Raw genomic sequence first — 16,099 nt, 5'->3', positions numbered from 1 at the left:
AGAGAGAGCCAGAGAGAAAATGCCCCCGCCCTTCATCTCCCTTTAGAACGCTGGGCCATAAGGGTAATCTCGGCTGCCAAAGCCTCCAAACTTATATCATCAGGCCAATGGCCTTCCTGCATCATGGCCGCCTCAAGCTGCTGTTTATACGCTATAAAGGGAACAGACACCCCACCCAAACGCGCTAAATGAGGGGTGATATATTGCGTATCTAAAAGCTTATACCCCCCACGCCGCAATGCCGCCATGAGATGCACCAGCGCGATTTTGGAGGCATCCCGCACGCGCGAGACCATACTCTCCCCAAAGAACGCCCCATGCAGGGAGACGCCATAAAGCCCGCCGAGCAAAGCCCCGCTCTCTTTAGCGCGCACCTCGACAGAATGAGCATGACCTAAGCGATGCAACTCCCCATAAAGCTGCCGAATCCGCCCGCTAATCCATGTCTCTGGCCGCTCAGCGGTGGCTTGGGCGCAGGCTTGCATCATGCCATCAAAATCTTCATCACTACAAAGGCGATAATGCCCGGCTAAGACGCTCCGCATTAACCGCCGCGGTAGGCGGATGGCCTCCAAAGGCTCTAGCGGGATAATCCCCCGCTCTTGTGGGCAGAACCATTCCAGCTCATCGCTCTGCTCATCTGGAGCCATGGGAAATAAACCTGCCGCATAAGCGCGCAAAACTAACTCAGCCGTGATAGTCTCCATCTCTCACGCAGCCCTTATAGAAAGACTCTTCATGTCCACACGTCAGCCTTCATCCTACCAAACATATATCTACGCTCTCAGCCTAGGGCTGGCTTTTATGCTGCAACTCGCCCGCCCTGCCCTGCGCCCTCTTATGAACATCATTGAGGTTGGCTGCCTTCTTGGCATCCTCATCTTCGCCCCGTTAGAGCTCTACCAGCTCTGCCGTCGTAAAAAGGGCCGATGCGTCTAGCCCTCTGCCCCTGCATGACCCCGATACGCCTCGGCAGCCTCCTGCACGGCCATACCGTGGGTGCGCTCCAACCGCCGGATGGTGAAATGCGCTTTCGCCACCGCACGATAATGCGCCAAAAAGGCGGAGTTAATCGCTGCCCCACATAAGGCCCCCGCTACCGGGACCATCTGCGCCGCTAATTTGCGGGAGAGAGCCATCCCATAATGGCCAGCAACTTCCGCCATAAGCAATACAAGCGGCTGACCGCGCATGAGGCTGCGTGCTGCAAAAAAGCCGAGCTCACCTTGCCCCTCACCCGGCTCGCCGCCCTGTTTGCCGCCCATATTCCGTAGGGCAAAGACTTCCAAACACGCGCGGCGTGTTTCCTCGCTTTGCAAATCCTCCCCATTTTCCTGCGCGATAATGGCAATCTCACGCATAATCGTTAGGGTGGTAAAGCCAATATCCGGCCCCATGCTCATAAGGCCGCCAAAGCCGCCCGCCGCGCCAGAAGCTGCAACAACGGCTTGCCTCATCCTCTCCTTAATCGCGTGCTGAGGCCGCCCCTTTTGCCGCTCCAACCCCAAAATCGCGATGCGATAAGCTTGCTCCAACGCTGTACCGGCAAGGGATTGCACCTTCTCTTGCAGGCCCGGTGCCAAAGAGAGCGTATGCAAGCCCAAATGCGCTGCACGACCAACCGCACCGCCCATCAAATCCGCCAAACGGGTTAGGGTGCTACGCCCTTTCTCAACACCATCAAGCACGGCATGTAATTGGGACAGAGCCTCCGTATCGAGGTCCTGAAACAGAAAAGCCGCGCTGGGCATATGCTCTTTCCGCTCGTTACTCATGCTCTGTACCTCCTTTTAAGAATCGGCTTTTACGCAAAAGCCTCCTCATTGTTACTAACCTTTAATCAGGCTTTTTCCCACTGGCCCTTTTTTGTGAGATACGCAAACTCCTCCTCCCGCACCGGTGCGACCGAAAGACGAGACTGCTTCAATAAAGCCATCTCTGTTAAGGTAGGGTCGGCTTTAATCTCTGCCAATGTGATAGGCTGTACAAAAGCCCCATCTGCTTTAACATCCACACAGACCCAACGCGGATCCTCTGCTGTTGGGTCGGGGTAAGCTTCCTTCACAACCTCTACCACACCGACAATGCGCTTTTCCGTCACGGAATGATAGAACAACGCCTTATCGCCGCATTTCATGGCCTTCAAATTATTCCGCGCTTGATAATTCCGCACGCCTGTCCATGGCTCAACATCATTCTGCACCTGCTCATCCCACGAAAAAGACGCTGGCTCCGATTTAATCAGCCAGAAGGCCATGGCTCCATTCTCCTTATATTCTATACGCTATTGGCCCCACCATGCCCGACTTCATCTCTTTTTCAAAGAGTCGTTTCCTACAGGATGGTGCGAACATGCTTACGGCCCCACCCTTCATATTTTTCATTTTCTTCCGCCCCCTAAAACGTCCATACTAGGGGCTATGCGCATATCCTCATCCCTAACCCGTTGGACAACCAGCCCCACCGCGTGCCTCACACTCATCCGCCGCCTCACCCTCCCTTGCTTATGTGTAGGGTTAAGCATGCTGGCTGTTGGGATGATATGGGGCCTCTTTTTTGCCCCGGCGGACTGGCAACAGGGAGAGACTGTCCGCATCATGTTCCTCCATGTCCCGATGGCATGGCTTGCCAGCTTGGATTACGCCCTCCTCGCCTTATGTGGCTTTCTCTATCTTGTATGGCGCAACCCTCTTATTGGTCTTATCGCTGTGGAGGCAGGGCCGCTAGGGGCTATGGCTGCGGCTTTATGCCTCATCACAGGCTCACTATGGGGCAAACCAAGCTGGGGAACATGGTGGGTATGGGATGCACGGCTCACCTCCGTCCTCATTCTCTTTTGCCTCTATCTTGGTCACATCCTCACCATCCGCGCATTTGATGACCCACTCCGCGGCCAACGCGCAGCGGCCCTGCTGGCCCTTGCCGGGGCGGTAGACCTCCCCATCATCAAATTCAGCGTCCAATGGTGGAATAGCCTGCACCAGCCTGCCAGCATCACCCTTACCAAAGCCCCAACTATGGCTATGAGCTTCTTTTACCCGCTCATAGTCTGTACCATCGGCTTTACCTTTACAGGGGTCGCCCTTTTATTGCTCCGCCTCCATGCCGCCTTGCTCGAACGCCGCGCCCAAGCCCTTGCCATGCAGGACCCCACATTATGACCCCACCCTCATGGCCCCCTCATTGGGGCTTTATCCTCGCCAGCTATGGGCTTACCTGCCTTGCCGTCCTGCTCATCCTCGGTGGTAGCCTCATCCGTTTATATCGTGCAAAACGGCGTCTTGCCCTTATGCACCGCCTCTATAAACCGTCATCCTCTTTAGACTAACGCTCTATGCCCTCATCACGCCCTTTCATGCGCCGTAAGGCTGGCCGGTTTTGGCTCATCATCGCATGCCTAAGCTGCTTCGCTGGGGCGGTGGGATTAATCATGCATGCGCTCTCCAGCACGATTATCTTCTTCATGACCCCTGCACAAATACACGCGCACCCCCCATCCATGCACCAAACCATCCGGCTAGGCGGCATGGTGGTGGCAGGCTCCCTCCATAACCAACCCACCCAAGATGGCACGCCAGATGCCTCCTTTGAGGTCACAGATGGCCAAGCCGCCTTGCGCGTCTCCTATCACGGCATTTTACCCGACCTCTTCCGCGAAGGACAAAGCGTTGTGGCTTTGGGCTATTATCAACCTTCAGGATATTTCCTCGCTTCTGAGGTCCTCGCTAAACATGATGAAACTTACATGCCCAAAGAGGTGGCTGATGCTCTGCAAAAAACCGGCAAATGGGACCCACGCTTTGGCCCCCCACCTGATGCTGCAAGTTGGAACCGTATGACCGCCCCCGCCAAAAGCTCCACCACCCTAAAGAACACACCCTAATATGCAGGCCCTTTTCACCACACTGCTTGCAGCCTTAGCCCCCGTCTTTTCACCAGAAAGCGGGCATTTTGCCCTCGCCCTCGCTTGTGTGCTTGCTGCCCTGCAAGGAATATTACCCCTCATAGGGTTGCGCCGCGCCCATAGCCCGCTTACAGCCTTGGCCCGCCCGCTTGCCCTCAGCCATTGCCTCGCATTGCTCATCTCGTGGGCCTGCCTCATCATCGCTGCTTTAGGGGATGATTTCTCCCTCAAACTCATTGCCGATAACTCTGCCATCAACAAACCATGGCCTTATAAAATAGCCGGATTATGGGGCAATCATGAAGGCTCTCTCCTTTTATGGGTGAGCTTGCTAAGCCTCTATTGCGCCCTCTTAGCCCTCCTCCCCAGCCAAAGCCCCCGCCATCCCGCCGGGTTGCCACCCCGTTTACGCAGCCGCCTCCTCGCCCTTTTAGGCATCGTCAGTGCAGGATTTGAGCTTTTTTGTCTCACAACCTCCAACCCCTTCCTCCGCCTCTGGCCCGTCCCGATAGATGGGCTCGGGATGAACCCCCTACTGCAAGACCCCGGCCTCGCTGTGCACCCACCCCTATTATATAGCGGTTATGTCGGCTTTGCCGTGCCCTTCGCCTTTGCCATAAATGCCTTGCTAGATGGCCGCGCCGATGCGCTTTGGGCACGCTATGCCCGCCCATGGGTCATCAGCGCATGGGCGTTGCTTACATTAGGCATCACATTAGGCGCGTGGTGGTCCTATGCCGTCTTAGGATGGGGGGGCTATTGGTTTTGGGACCCGGTAGAAAATGCCGCGCTCATCCCGTGGTTAACAGGCACAGCCCTCCTCCATAGCGTCATTGTGGTGGAAAAACGCAGCCATTTGCAAAGCTGGTGCCTCTTACTCGCCCTCGCCACCTTCGCGCTCTCACTCTCTGGCACATTCCTTGTTCGCTCGGGGATTCTCAACTCCGTTCATGCCTTTGCGAATGACCCGGCACGCGGCCTTTTTATCCTTGCCTTATTGGGCCTTTATGGCGGGGGTGGATTATTACTTTTCGCCTTGCGCGCGCCTAACCTCCTACCACCAGCAACACCATCCTTCACCCCCCTCTCGCGAGAGGGGGCGTTAGTCCTTAACAACATCCTCCTCTGCACCTTATGCGCCATCGTGCTTACAGGCACGCTCTACCCACCTTTTATGCAACTGCTCTTTGGGCGCACCTTATCGGTCGGTAAACCGTTTTTTGAGGCCACAACAACGCCATTCATCATCCCGCTCCTCCTTCTAATGGGGGGCAGCATGGCCTTACCTTGGCGTTATGCCCCTATAAACCCAACCTTACGCCGTCTTGCTCTGCCTCTATGCTTTACTCTTGGGATCATTCTCCCCGCCTTCTGGCTCTTTCCCACCGCTTTGGCAGCGAGTGTGGCTGTCCTCGCTCTTTGGGTTATCAGCGCAGCTTTAAACGACCTCATCATGCGTTTTTATACAATGCCGCAAGAGCATCGCTGCCTCTCCCGCTTGCCACGCAGCCTTTGGGCAACAAGCCTTGCTCATATTGGGGTCGGCATCACAATGCTGGGCCTATGCGGCATGGCTGGCAGCCAAGAACGCCTCATTGAGGCCCGAATAGGCACGCATCTCCACTTTGGCGGGCATGATTGGGCCCTCACCGCTCTCACCCCTCATCATGGCCCGAATTATGAGGCAGTAGAAGCTCACATCATCATCCGCCGTCATGATGCACATGGTCCCGTGCTAGCCACCCTTGAGCCGCAAATCCGCCTTTTCCCCCAACAGGGGCAAAAAATCCTGCATGTCGCAATCATTCACCGCCCGTTAGAGGACCTCTACGCCGCCTTAGGGAGTGTTAAAGAGGTCCAAACTCCGCAAGGCCAAAACACCTACCGCGTTATTTTACGCGTGCATGAAAATCCCCTCGCCTCTTGGCTATGGTTTGGCGGAATCATCATGGCCATGGGCGGCGTCTTACATCTCATCCCCGCACGCCGTAAGAGGAGGCCCGCATGCGCCTAACACGCCGCCATTATCTCGCTGCTCTACCTGCTTTAGGGGCCGCTGGCTTAGGGGGTGGGTTCCTTTATATGCTCCGCCATGCCACCCAAGGAACATTCGACCCCAAAGCCGTTCGCAACCCACGGCTAGGCCAAGCAGTCCCCGCCTTCTCTCCCCTGCCAGCCTTGCCAGAGCAACCTACCCCTTGCCCCGGCCTCTCATGGCAGGATTTTCACACCCTCACGCAACCTGTCCTCCTGCTCATCTGGGCCTCATGGTGCTTACCTTGTCTGGAGGAAATCCCCTTCCTCCGCCAGCATATCGCGGGGGGGAGTACCACATCCCCGCTCGCTTTATGGGGGGTTTGTTATAAAGATACCCCCTCACAAGCCGCGCACTGGCTAGAGCAAGCGCATCACCCCTTCAGCCGTCTAGGCATGGATTATGACGGCCAATGCGCTATTGAATGGGGCGTAACAGGCGTGCCGGAGAGCTTCCTCATCCTCCCTCATCCTCTAACAGGCAGCCGCATTGTCTGGCACGGGACGGGGAGTTTAACAGAGACCCTCTATCGTGAGCAGATTCAGCCCTTTTTAAGAGGGGCATTATGATGCGCGTCTGCCTAAAGGGCCTACTCCTCCTCGCCATCTGCCTATATGGAAGCTCCATCGGCCATGCTATTGATAGTCCTGATGAAATGCTACCCGACCCGGTATTAGAACAAAAAGCCCAGCATATTGGCCAGCAATTACGCTGCCTCGTCTGCCAAAATGAGAGCATTGAGGAAAGCTCCGCCCCCCTAGCAAAAGACCTCCGCCACATCGTACGTCAGCAACTCCAGCAGGGCCGCTCACCAAAAGACATCACCTTATGGATGACCCAACGCTATGGGGAGTTCATCCGTTTACAACCGCGCTTCTCTGCATCGACAGCCTTGCTCTGGCTTATGCCCTTCCTCAGCCTTATGATAGGCTTCCTCCTAGCACGCCCCCTCTGGGCACGCCGCACCTCTCCCCCGCCAGCCCCCCTCACTGTGGAAGAACGCCAAAAACTCAATCAGTTTTTCAATAAGGACTAGCCTGCATGTCGTTTCTACTCCTCGCCTTTTTATGCTTGTTTATTGGCTTACCGATTGGGATTAGCCTAGCGATGCGCGGCCTTTTAAGTAAACAGACGGAAGATCCCTTCCTCACCCTCCATCAAGAACGACTAGAGGCCCTCGCACGGGATAAACAAGCCGGGCTGATGGACCAACATCATTATGATGCCGCCCGTATTGAGACAGAGCGCGATATTATCAACCATATCTCCACCCCTCCACCAAGCCTCAGCGGGGCAGGGCATGCGCATCGCATCATTGGTATTTCCACCCTCGTCTTAGTCCCGCTTGTGGCCTTGCTGCTCTATGCCCTGCATGGTCAACCCTTCCTCGGCCCGCATCCTGAAGCCGCCCTTCCTGCCGGGGCGTTTCATACCTCGCCTATCACGCCACCAGCCAGCACAATGGCCCCCACCCACGCCTCTGGAGGACAACCATGAAGTCCACTCTACCCCGCACAGCCGCCACCCGGTTGCATAACAGCACGCAGCCTCTACCGCCGCGTAAACTCATCCCATGCCCCTGCTGCCATGAACCCCTCCAACATACGGCCCTCCATTGCGCCCATTGTGGGGCAGAGAAACATTATGGCCCCCGCCTCCATGAGCTTCTCCTCTACGCATTAAGTGGCCTTGCCCTCTGCTTAGCCCTCATTTTCATCCTCACACCACATGCCTTCAGCACAGCATCCTTCTGGCTCTATCCCCTTTTAGGATCCGGGCTAACGGCAGGGTTCCTGTTGGCGCAATTCCGCTTCTCCGGGGAACGATGGATTCAACGCCGTAAAAAGTAAGAACGGGTTCCTTTTCTTTAAACTTCGCCGTATGATTGAGGCGTTATATCCAAGGCTCTGCCACGATTCTGGAGGTTCCTGCCCATGGCTGCCCCGCTCTCCCCTCGCACTATCACCCAACACGGGATGGCCTTATTAGACACGCCTTTACTGAATAAAGGCACAGCCTTCCCCATGGATGAGCGTACAGCTTTTGGGCTTCACGGGCTTCTTCCCCCCGGCATTCATACGCTGGAGGAACAGCTAGAGCGCGCTTATGATTACGTTACAGCCACGCCCGATAGTCTCAATCGCTATGTGCGCTTACGGACAATCCAAGATAATAACGAGACGCTCTTCCACGCCTTACTCCAAAAATATCTCACCGAGCTTATGCCCATCGTCTATACACCCGGCGTTGGGGAGGCGTGTCAGGAGTTCTCCAAAATATGGCAACGCTCACGCGGGTTATTTCTCTCCGCTGCGGACCGTGGACAAATCGCCGATCGCCTCGCAGCCATTCCACAGAATGACGTTCGCCTTATCATCGTAACCGATGGTGAACGCATTTTAGGCTTGGGCGATCTCGGTGCAAATGGGATGGGCATCCCCATTGGTAAGCTCGCCCTCTATACAGCCTGTGCGGGCTTAAACCCGGCCTTTCTCCTCCCTGTCACCTTAGATGTGGGGACAGAGAACATGACACTGCGTAACGACCCTGCCTATATCGGCAATCGTACGCCTCGCCTCCGTGGCCAAGATTATGCCGAGTTTGTGGAGGAGTTTGTCACCGCTATACAGCAACGCTGGCCGGGCATCATCCTCCATTGGGAGGATTTTGCAGGGCGTAATGCCGCCCCTCTCCTTAAACGCTATCGGGACCGCCTACCTAGCTTTAATGACGATATTCAAGGCACGGCCGCCATTGCCGTAGCGGCTATCCTCAGCGGTGTGCAAGCTAATGGGGAACGCCTAAGCCAACAACGCATCGCCATCGCTGGGGGTGGCTCGGCAGGGATTGGCATTGCCGAGCTGCTCCTCACCGCCCTAGAAGCAGAAGGCCTCAGCCGCGAGGACGCCCTAAAACACTTCTATATCGTGGACCGTAACGGCTTACTCACCCACGATATGGCTAATCTTAGCGAGGGGCAGACCCTTTTTGCCCGTCAGGATGAAACCGCTCAAAATGGGCAAGGCCGCCCACTAGGGGAGGTTATCAGCAAATCTGCCCCTACGATTCTGATTGGTGTATCTGGCCAAGCCGGTCTCTTTACGGAAGGGATGATTCGCGAGATGGCCACTCATTGCACCCGCCCGCTCATCTTCCCCCTCTCCAACCCGACAAGCTGTGTGGAAGCCACACCGCAGGACATCCTCACCTGGACGGCAGGGCAAGCGTGGGTCAGCACGGGCGGGCCTTTTGCCCCAGTAGAGCTGGATGGCCGGAATGTCGTGATCGACCAAACCAATAATGCGTATATCTTCCCCGGTTTGGGGCTTGGAGCTTTGGCCTGCAAAGCCAAAACGGTAAGTGAAGGGATGATCATGGCCGCCGCGCAAGCCGTTGCCGCCCTCTCCCCATTGAAGAATGGGGGGACGAATCTCCTTCCACCCCTCGAATCCATTCGCACAACTGCTCTTAAAGTTGCATATGCCGTAGCCCAACAAGCGCAGGCTGAACAACTCTGCCCGGCTTTTGATGATACCGCCCTGCAAAGGGCCATCGCCGCCCTTAGCTGGCAGCCGCGCTACCGCCCCTATCGTCCGGCCTCATAAACGAGGCCCGTCCTTCCCATCCCTTGCTAGAGAGTTCCCATGGCACACCGTATAGAAACCGATGGCCTCGGCCAGATAGAAGTCCCCCAAACAGCCCTATGGGGAGCGCAAACACAACGGTCTCTACGGTATTTTAGCATTGGGAAGGACCTCATGCCGCGCGAGATGATTGAGGCCTATGCCATCCTCAAGCGCGCTTGTGCCATCGCCAACGCGGCGAGTGAGCGGTTAGCAGGCGATAAGGCGGACCTCATCATCCGTATTTGTGATGAAATTATGAGCGGAATGCACGACCGTCACTTCCCGCTACATGTCTGGATGACAGGCTCTGGCACGCAATTCAACATGAATGTTAATGAGGTCATCGCCAATCGTGCAAGCCAAATGACAGGGCAACCTTTAGGGAGCAAAAAACCGCTGCACCCTAATGACCATGTCAATATGGCGCAATCGACAAACGATACCTTCCCCGCTGCTATGTATATTGCCAGCGCACTCACCACCCATCGCCGCCTCCTCCCCGCTTTGGAGCGATTACACGGGGCGATTGCTCATAAGGCAGCGCAATGGAAGCATATCGTCAAAGTCGGCCGTACCCATCTTCAAGATGCTGTCCCCATCACATTAGGGCAGGAATGGGAAGGCTATGCGGGTATGCTGGCCGAAAACATCCAACGTATTGAAGCCGCACGCGATGGCCTTCTCCCACTCGCCTTAGGCGGGACAGCCCTTGGCACAGGGGTAAATACCGACCCACAATTTGCTACACGCGCTTGTAAAGAGATTAACCGCCTCACCCAGCTCGACTTCACAAGTGGGAGCAATAAATTCGCCCTCCAAGGCGCGCATGATGCCCTTGTACATCTCTCCTCCACTTTACGGACCTTAGCAGGCAGCCTCTTTAAAATTGCTAATGACATCCGTTTGCTCGCCTGCGGCCCTCGCGCCGGATTGGGAGAGCTAAACCTTCCGATTAATGAGCCCGGCTCCTCCATCATGCCGGGTAAAATCAACCCCACTCAAGCCGAGGCCCTCACTATGCTCTGCCTCCAAGTGATGGGTAATGATACAGTTGTCGGGATGGGCGGGGCCAGTGGTATGCTGGATATGAACGTCTATAAACCGGTGATGATCCATAACATCATGCAAAGCCTCACCCTGCTCCATGATGGTATGGAAAACTTCCGCCGCTTCCTCATTGAGGGCACAACTGCCAATGAGGAGCATATCCGCCAACAATTAGACCATTCCTTAGTCTTGGTCACAGCCCTCTCCCCCAGCATTGGGTATGACAAAGCCTCTCAGGTAGCGCATCATGCCATGAAGCATGGACTCAGCCCCCGCCAAAGCGCGCTAGATCTCGGTTTTATGAGCGGAGAGGACTATGACCGCGTGGCGGACCCTGCCCTCATGCTCAAACCGAATATTACTCCGCCAAAAGGGTAAAACCCTACGCTACAACCCTACATTGCGTGATACAAAAAGGGCCTGACGGAGCAACTAGTCAGGCCCTTTTTTCTGCCCTCATTCATAAGAAAGGGCCGTCCCGAAAGAACGGCCCTCATAATAGGATCAGAACTTATAGCGGAAGCTCCCAGACCCGCCGGAGCTTGTCTGACGTCCACCATATTGGCCGATATAGTCGAGATTCACATCAATACGATCTGTCAGATGTGCCGCAAAGCCCGTATTAATCTGCGCTGTGTTGGTAGAAAGCGGTGTCCCCTGCACAGCCATGCCATAACCATCGCCTAAGCTGGTAAAGCCTTCCCTCACCATAGCATTCGTCCGACCAAAGGCCCGGCGATATCCAGCCTCTAAATGTGGGGAGAAGATAAGCTTCCCAATACCCACATTAGTGGCCAATTTCACCCCAACGGTGGAGAAACCAATAGAGCTATTTTGCCCCTTCACACGCAAGGATGCATCAGCCCCATGCTCACGATAGCCATCCTGACCATAATTTACATAGGTCATCCGCGCAAAAGGCTCGACCTCAAGCGGAGATTGGCTCCCGCTGGAGAAGACCATACGATACCCCGACTCAACAAATGCCTGTCCTGTGCCTGTGCGGTTATCAGAGGATAGACGACCAGAATAATCGCCATAGCTGAGCCTACGATTTGTATGCAGCATATTCCAAGAGTAACTCACCCCTGTTTTAAAGGTGACGGCTGCATTATCAATCAGCCCCCCAACATGCCACGCATTACCCGCATAAGCCCCAATCGTTGCCGAATTGGAATGAGAAGAAGATGCACGGCCAGATTGCACGCTAAACCAATCGCGCCCGTAGGCCAGAAGCCCACCAACACGCCAGCCGCCTTTTAGGCCCGTATCCGCACCCATAATCCAACCCACGCTGGATTGCCCCATATGAGCCGCTCCCGCACTACTGCCAGACTGGCCACCTCGCTGCCCATATACCGTCCCCCAGACAGAGACATGATGAGCAGGGTCCACATCGCAATAGCCGCTCGTCTGCTGCTTACCATCATGAGCATGAGCCCGCAACGCATCGCCTGCGCAATCCAGACGGTCCACCACAACTTCCTGAACATAGAAGCTATCATTAACCATTGCCGTCTTGGCACTGCCATGAATCTCACCAGAAAGCGCATTATACGCCCCGCGTACTTGGGCCCCTGTCTGCATAGCAGGCCCCAGCAATGCCGTCATAAAAGCAGGGCCTGCACCCGCTTCCGCTGCGCGGTCCAAGGCGGTCGCTACTTGATGCTCATTATGAGTTTGCGCATACGATTCAAAAGGAACAACACGCGTATAACTCATCAACCAACTACGATTATCCGGGGCCTCAAACACGCTCCCCTTTAAAAAGGCCGTATTGAGAGCTTTTGGCGTTTTTGCCAATGTCCCTGTGGCTTCGGCTTGGTCAGCTAAGCGCAAAACTGTCGTCTGATATTGCTTGCCCAATGCTACTTCAGAGAAGTTATGAACCGTTACGCCCACCTGCGCTCCATTAAGCTGATTATTCTTCCCCGTTAGAGTTAAGGGGGTGATAACACCTTTTGCGCCTTCTAACGTAACACCAAGATAAGCATTAGGATCCAGCTTCACGTTGCTGATCGTCCCACTCCCAGAAACAATCGCCCCCTTATCAACATTAAGCGTACCGCCGAGTGTAGTATTGACCTCCAACTCGCCCTGCTTAACATTTGTTGTCCCGGTAAATTGACTATCATCAGCCGTTTTTAAGAGCGTTACAGCCCCGTTCCCCGTCTTATTAAACAAGCCAGAGCCGGTTAGATTGTTCGCCAGGTCACCTCGGCCATCCTCATGAACCGTTAAAGAGCCTACTGGCTTATTAGCCCCAGTATCAGCCCCAGCGATATTAACAGTCCCCTTTCCTAAAGACTGAGGCCCTACAGTTGCAGAAGCACCAGAGCCAATCTCCGTTCCGCCAGCATAATCGCTGGTCCCCATGAGGGTATTATTCTGCCCATTAATAACAAGCTTACCCTGACCAGAAAGACTGCCGTTATAAGCACTCCCATTACCGGATAGAATTAAACTAGCATCCTTACCCAAATAGCCCGGCCCCTCACCTTGGAGCTGACCAATTGTTGCGGTGCCCTTATCCCCAACGGTAAAGCGGTTGCCAGTATCCTGCCCGCCATCAACCTGCAACGGACCACCAATAAAGGCATTGCCAGAGAGATTTAATACGCCAGCTTTCTGCTCAACTTTCCCCGTTACGCTAGCATTATCAATGTTCAACGTACCTGTATTATAAGCGGAGCTACTCTGCCCCCCTCCCTTTAAGGTCGCGGTGCCACCACTATTAGAAAGACCATCTGTCTTACCGGTAATAACCGCCGTCCCATTATTGACGACATACCCTACTGTTCCCTCATTCTCCAACGTCGCTCCTGAAGCAACTGCAACATGGCTTTTGTCGGATAAGGAAGCTCCTGATGCCACATGCAGCGTCCCCCCAACCACACTGGTCGGGCCGGTGTAGCTATTCTGCGCCTGTAGGTTCAGCGTACCATCACCTGTCTTCTGCACACTTGTAGGCGCGTTGCCATTATCAACAATCGTAGAGGCAATCGTACCGCTTTGCTGTGAGGCAGTATTTATAGCAAGGGTATTCTGTCCATTATTCCCCGGAGCGGCCGCCAGAGGTCCACCTTGTATGGTGTACCCACTCTTTTCGAAGTCAATATTAGACGTCACCCTCGGCAGGTTATCACGTGTAATCGTAATCGTCCCCCCCGGCCCGGTGAAGATAGGGGCGGTCTCTAACCTAAAGGGGGTACCATCCGTTACACCTTTTTCCGTCCAATTCGCATCCCCCCATTCCCAAGAAGGCGGCCTTTCCCAGTGCGGGCTAGAAATCACAGCGTCGATCTTTTTCGCCGAATCATCGTACACATAGCGGAACTCTTGGCCTGCGCTTGTAGCAAGCACACTTGGCCGCTCACCTTGCAATAGGCCCGTGTAGTCAATCAAATGATACAGGCCGACATCTACCGCCCCATTCTCACCTTTATTCTGCCCCGCAATCCCCGCTATCTGAATCGTACTACCAAGGTTTACATTACCCGCTACAAAGATATGAGAGTTATAGGCATCCCCAAAATTCCCCTTATCTGTCGTCGTACCTTCATAAAAGGTTGTTGTGCTACCCTTTTCGAGATTTAGGTCACCATATAGCTTCAGCAGCCCCGCTGCTCCACTATTTCCGATATTCAAAGTGCCACCCTTAGCGAGGGTCAAGGAGCCCTTCCGCTCTTGACTGAATGTAGCCCCCTGATTCTCAGCCGTAAGGCCGGCCGGATCCATCCCTGTAACATTGAGCGTCCCGCCATCACCAATAGCGACATTCCCTGCACCATTAGCCCCCCCTAAAACAATGAAGGAGTTGTTAAGATTAAGCCGACCACCTTTATCAACATCAATCTCGCCTGATCCTTGACCACCATCAACCGGGCCAATCCATAACGCTCCCTGCTTGACGGTCAGCGTACTCTGCGCGCCTCTCCCTTCAGTACGGTTAATCTTACGAGACGAATCATAGCCAACAGCATCCCCGGTTATATGAAGCGTACCATGAGCTTCTCCTTCCTCTGGATACGGATTACTCTGGCCATTTGCTGTACGCTGGTCAGGACCATTACCAGCACTATTGCCTAAATAAATACCTCCATTAACCCCACCGCCAGTGACTGTAAGAGAAGCACCATTAGCAAGCCATACCTCCCCAACTGAGGCCCCATAATCAACATGCCAGTCAGAAGCATTGCTAATATCACCCCTCTTCACACCATATTGCTGCCCTACAACAAGCTGAGCAACCCTAACATTAGCCCTGGCATCACTAATCACAAGGTCCGCATTAACGGACTTAACATTCCGAGACTCCTCTGCGGTCTGCGTTCTATAAACAAAACCATCACGCCCACCAGCAACAAGCAACTCACCAACATTAATAATAGATGGACCATGAATTAATACATGCCCCGAATCTCGTGTAACGGTCTTCTTATCTCCAAAATCCCCTGCTGCAGAAATCTCCATCGTCCCAATGTTAGTTACTGTCGCCTTATTTAATTCCGTAAAAACAGAGCCAAGCAGCAACTGACTCGTCCAAAAAGGGGCTCCTTGAGAAAGGCTACCCGACTGATTCATGTTCGGTTCGTTCTTCATGAGGAGCGACACTGAACCCGCATCCCCCAGGCCACCGCCGGAGCCAAGAATTGTTCCAGAAAAATAGCTACCCGAAGCGGATTTATCTGAATCAAATATTTTTAATACAGAGCCTTTAGATGTATTAGGCTCTACCTTAGATGAGGTTTGAAGGACATTTGAAATAGAAATAGTACCTTCACCATGAACACTCTTTAAAACATTATATATATTGTCATGTGTATTATAGATACTTAGCGTACTATTGTTCTTACTAAGATTCATATCAATTTTTGGTTGTACAGTGCCATCAGCACCCTCTATGAGGGAAGCGGGAGTACGACCATTTTGAACATTTTGATTTATTAGAGTACTATTATCGGTTGCTAATGTCCCCCCATTCTCAATCTTTATGAACGTTAATGTCTTTGCTGAGAAGTCTGTACCGGTTGCACCAACCTGAATAACCCCCCCTTGACTCCGCGAGCCTTCTATAAATAACGACTGCGCCGTCACATCAGCAAAGCTGGAATCAGCCTTAGTCGAAAGCAAACCAGCTTGCGTTAATTTGTTATAATCGCTTTCTGTAAGGCCAGCATAATTATTGCCCATTCCGCCAAATACATATGTTCTCGAGCTATCCTCCGGAATCTTCAAAGTAACGTCTTGGCCATCAACTTGGCTGACAAGACTCACCGGCGCCGCATCATCAGCGCGTACAACGCCCGCTGACGCTATCATAAAAGCTAGCGCGCTAACGGACACACTAGCAGAAACGCGGCGACTACGCCCCGTCAACAAACTTCTTACGTAAGCAGCAACACCAGAACCACTATGCCCATGTCGACTAACGGAAGGAGTCTGACCAATCATAACATACACCCCAGAAGTATCGTCCTGGAGTGA

Annotated in this window: 15 protein-coding genes; 11 read left to right on the top strand and 4 right to left on the bottom strand. The window is 53.9% G+C overall.

The genetic code is table 11. The annotated features are described in order from the left end of the window. Nucleotides 1–32: 32 nt before the first annotated feature. Entirely contained in the window at nt 33–707 is a 675-nt protein-coding gene (gene aat, locus NQF89_RS03915) for a leucyl/phenylalanyl-tRNA--protein transferase (RefSeq protein WP_155579098.1), read from the bottom strand. Nucleotides 708–738: 31 nt separating this feature from the next. Here aat and NQF89_RS03910 point away from each other — a divergent pair, with 31 nt between their 5' ends. Further along, entirely contained in the window at nt 739–939 is a 201-nt protein-coding gene (locus NQF89_RS03910; RefSeq protein ID WP_266137554.1) for a hypothetical protein, read from the top strand. Here the strand turns inward: NQF89_RS03910 and NQF89_RS03905 are convergent. Next, entirely contained in the window at nt 936–1,775 is an 840-nt protein-coding gene (locus NQF89_RS03905; RefSeq protein ID WP_266137553.1) for an EcsC family protein, read from the bottom strand. The genes NQF89_RS03910 and NQF89_RS03905 overlap by 4 nt on opposite strands. A 65-nt stretch (nt 1,776–1,840) precedes the next feature. Further along, nucleotides 1,841–2,257, bottom strand: a complete 417-nt coding sequence (locus NQF89_RS03900; protein WP_155579095.1) for an EVE domain-containing protein — start codon at nt 2,255–2,257, stop codon at nt 1,841–1,843. A 163-nt stretch (nt 2,258–2,420) separates the two neighbouring features. On the opposite strand from NQF89_RS03900, the gene ccmC reads away from it, so the two are divergent. From ccmC to NQF89_RS03850, 10 genes are all read left to right on the top strand, one after another. Then, entirely contained in the window at nt 2,421–3,161 is a 741-nt protein-coding gene (ccmC, locus tag NQF89_RS03895) for a heme ABC transporter permease CcmC (RefSeq protein WP_155572824.1), read from the top strand. Beyond that, entirely contained in the window at nt 3,158–3,328 is a 171-nt protein-coding gene (gene ccmD / locus NQF89_RS03890; RefSeq protein WP_180794174.1) for a heme exporter protein CcmD, read from the top strand. The genes ccmC and ccmD overlap by 4 nt, the downstream gene beginning before the upstream one ends. A gap of 27 nt (nt 3,329–3,355) precedes the next feature. Next, nucleotides 3,356–3,883 (top strand): cytochrome c maturation protein CcmE, encoded by a 528-nt coding sequence (gene ccmE, locus NQF89_RS03885; RefSeq protein ID WP_155573465.1) that lies wholly within the window; start codon nt 3,356–3,358, stop codon nt 3,881–3,883. A 1-nt stretch (nt 3,884) separates the two neighbouring features. Beyond that, on the top strand, nt 3,885–5,918 hold the full coding sequence (locus NQF89_RS03880; protein WP_266137552.1) for a heme lyase CcmF/NrfE family subunit: 2,034 nt from the start codon (nt 3,885–3,887) through the stop codon (nt 5,916–5,918). Then, nucleotides 5,909–6,508 (top strand): thioredoxin domain-containing protein, encoded by a 600-nt coding sequence (locus NQF89_RS03875; protein ID WP_266137551.1) that lies wholly within the window; start codon nt 5,909–5,911, stop codon nt 6,506–6,508. The genes NQF89_RS03880 and NQF89_RS03875 overlap by 10 nt, the downstream gene beginning before the upstream one ends. After that, nucleotides 6,505–6,975, top strand: a complete 471-nt coding sequence (locus NQF89_RS03870; protein ID WP_266137550.1) for a cytochrome c-type biogenesis protein — start codon at nt 6,505–6,507, stop codon at nt 6,973–6,975. The genes NQF89_RS03875 and NQF89_RS03870 overlap by 4 nt, the downstream gene beginning before the upstream one ends. Nucleotides 6,976–6,980: 5 nt before the next feature. Further along, nucleotides 6,981–7,436 (top strand): c-type cytochrome biogenesis protein CcmI, encoded by a 456-nt coding sequence (ccmI, locus tag NQF89_RS03865; RefSeq protein ID WP_155572820.1) that lies wholly within the window; start codon nt 6,981–6,983, stop codon nt 7,434–7,436. Further along, entirely contained in the window at nt 7,433–7,789 is a 357-nt protein-coding gene (locus NQF89_RS03860; RefSeq protein WP_266137549.1) for a hypothetical protein, read from the top strand. The genes ccmI and NQF89_RS03860 overlap by 4 nt, the downstream gene beginning before the upstream one ends. Before the next feature lie 84 nt (nt 7,790–7,873). Next, the gene (locus NQF89_RS03855; RefSeq protein ID WP_266137548.1) at nt 7,874–9,544 is read left to right on the top strand and encodes an NAD-dependent malic enzyme; all 1,671 of its coding nucleotides are present in this window, start codon (nt 7,874–7,876) and stop codon (nt 9,542–9,544) included. Between the two features lie 39 nt (nt 9,545–9,583). Next, nucleotides 9,584–10,990: a class II fumarate hydratase gene (locus NQF89_RS03850; protein WP_155572817.1), complete on the top strand. Its 1,407-nt coding sequence runs from the start codon at nt 9,584–9,586 to the stop codon at nt 10,988–10,990. A gap of 126 nt (nt 10,991–11,116) precedes the next feature. Here NQF89_RS03850 and NQF89_RS03845 read toward each other — a convergent pair whose 3' ends face one another. Then, nucleotides 11,117–16,066, bottom strand: coding sequence for an autotransporter domain-containing protein (locus NQF89_RS03845; RefSeq protein WP_266137547.1), 4,950 nt, complete (start codon nt 16,064–16,066; stop codon nt 11,117–11,119). Nucleotides 16,067–16,099: the final 33 nt, after the last annotated feature.

The sequence above is a fragment of the Bombella pollinis genome (assembly GCF_026385485.1).
Taxonomy (GTDB): domain Bacteria; phylum Pseudomonadota; class Alphaproteobacteria; order Acetobacterales; family Acetobacteraceae; genus Bombella; species Bombella pollinis.
The sequence above is the reverse complement of the archived record's forward strand: the minus strand, read 5'-3'. Positions and strand labels throughout refer to the sequence as shown.

Coding starts and splice junctions, on each gene's coding strand:
- aat (WP_155579098.1), bottom strand. CDS start 707: ATGGAGACTATCACGGCTGAGTTAGTTTTGCGCGCTTATGCGGCAGGT.
- NQF89_RS03910 (WP_266137554.1), top strand. CDS start 739: ATGTCCACACGTCAGCCTTCATCCTACCAAACATATATCTACGCTCTC.
- NQF89_RS03905 (WP_266137553.1), bottom strand. CDS start 1,775: ATGAGTAACGAGCGGAAAGAGCATATGCCCAGCGCGGCTTTTCTGTTT.
- NQF89_RS03900 (WP_155579095.1), bottom strand. CDS start 2,257: ATGGCCTTCTGGCTGATTAAATCGGAGCCAGCGTCTTTTTCGTGGGAT.
- ccmC (WP_155572824.1), top strand. CDS start 2,421: ATGCGCATATCCTCATCCCTAACCCGTTGGACAACCAGCCCCACCGCG.
- ccmD (WP_180794174.1), top strand. CDS start 3,158: ATGACCCCACCCTCATGGCCCCCTCATTGGGGCTTTATCCTCGCCAGC.
- ccmE (WP_155573465.1), top strand. CDS start 3,356: ATGCGCCGTAAGGCTGGCCGGTTTTGGCTCATCATCGCATGCCTAAGC.
- NQF89_RS03880 (WP_266137552.1), top strand. CDS start 3,885: ATGCAGGCCCTTTTCACCACACTGCTTGCAGCCTTAGCCCCCGTCTTT.
- NQF89_RS03875 (WP_266137551.1), top strand. CDS start 5,909: ATGCGCCTAACACGCCGCCATTATCTCGCTGCTCTACCTGCTTTAGGG.
- NQF89_RS03870 (WP_266137550.1), top strand. CDS start 6,505: ATGATGCGCGTCTGCCTAAAGGGCCTACTCCTCCTCGCCATCTGCCTA.
- ccmI (WP_155572820.1), top strand. CDS start 6,981: ATGTCGTTTCTACTCCTCGCCTTTTTATGCTTGTTTATTGGCTTACCG.
- NQF89_RS03860 (WP_266137549.1), top strand. CDS start 7,433: ATGAAGTCCACTCTACCCCGCACAGCCGCCACCCGGTTGCATAACAGC.
- NQF89_RS03855 (WP_266137548.1), top strand. CDS start 7,874: ATGGCTGCCCCGCTCTCCCCTCGCACTATCACCCAACACGGGATGGCC.
- NQF89_RS03850 (WP_155572817.1), top strand. CDS start 9,584: ATGGCACACCGTATAGAAACCGATGGCCTCGGCCAGATAGAAGTCCCC.
- NQF89_RS03845 (WP_266137547.1), bottom strand. CDS start 16,066: ATGATTGGTCAGACTCCTTCCGTTAGTCGACATGGGCATAGTGGTTCT.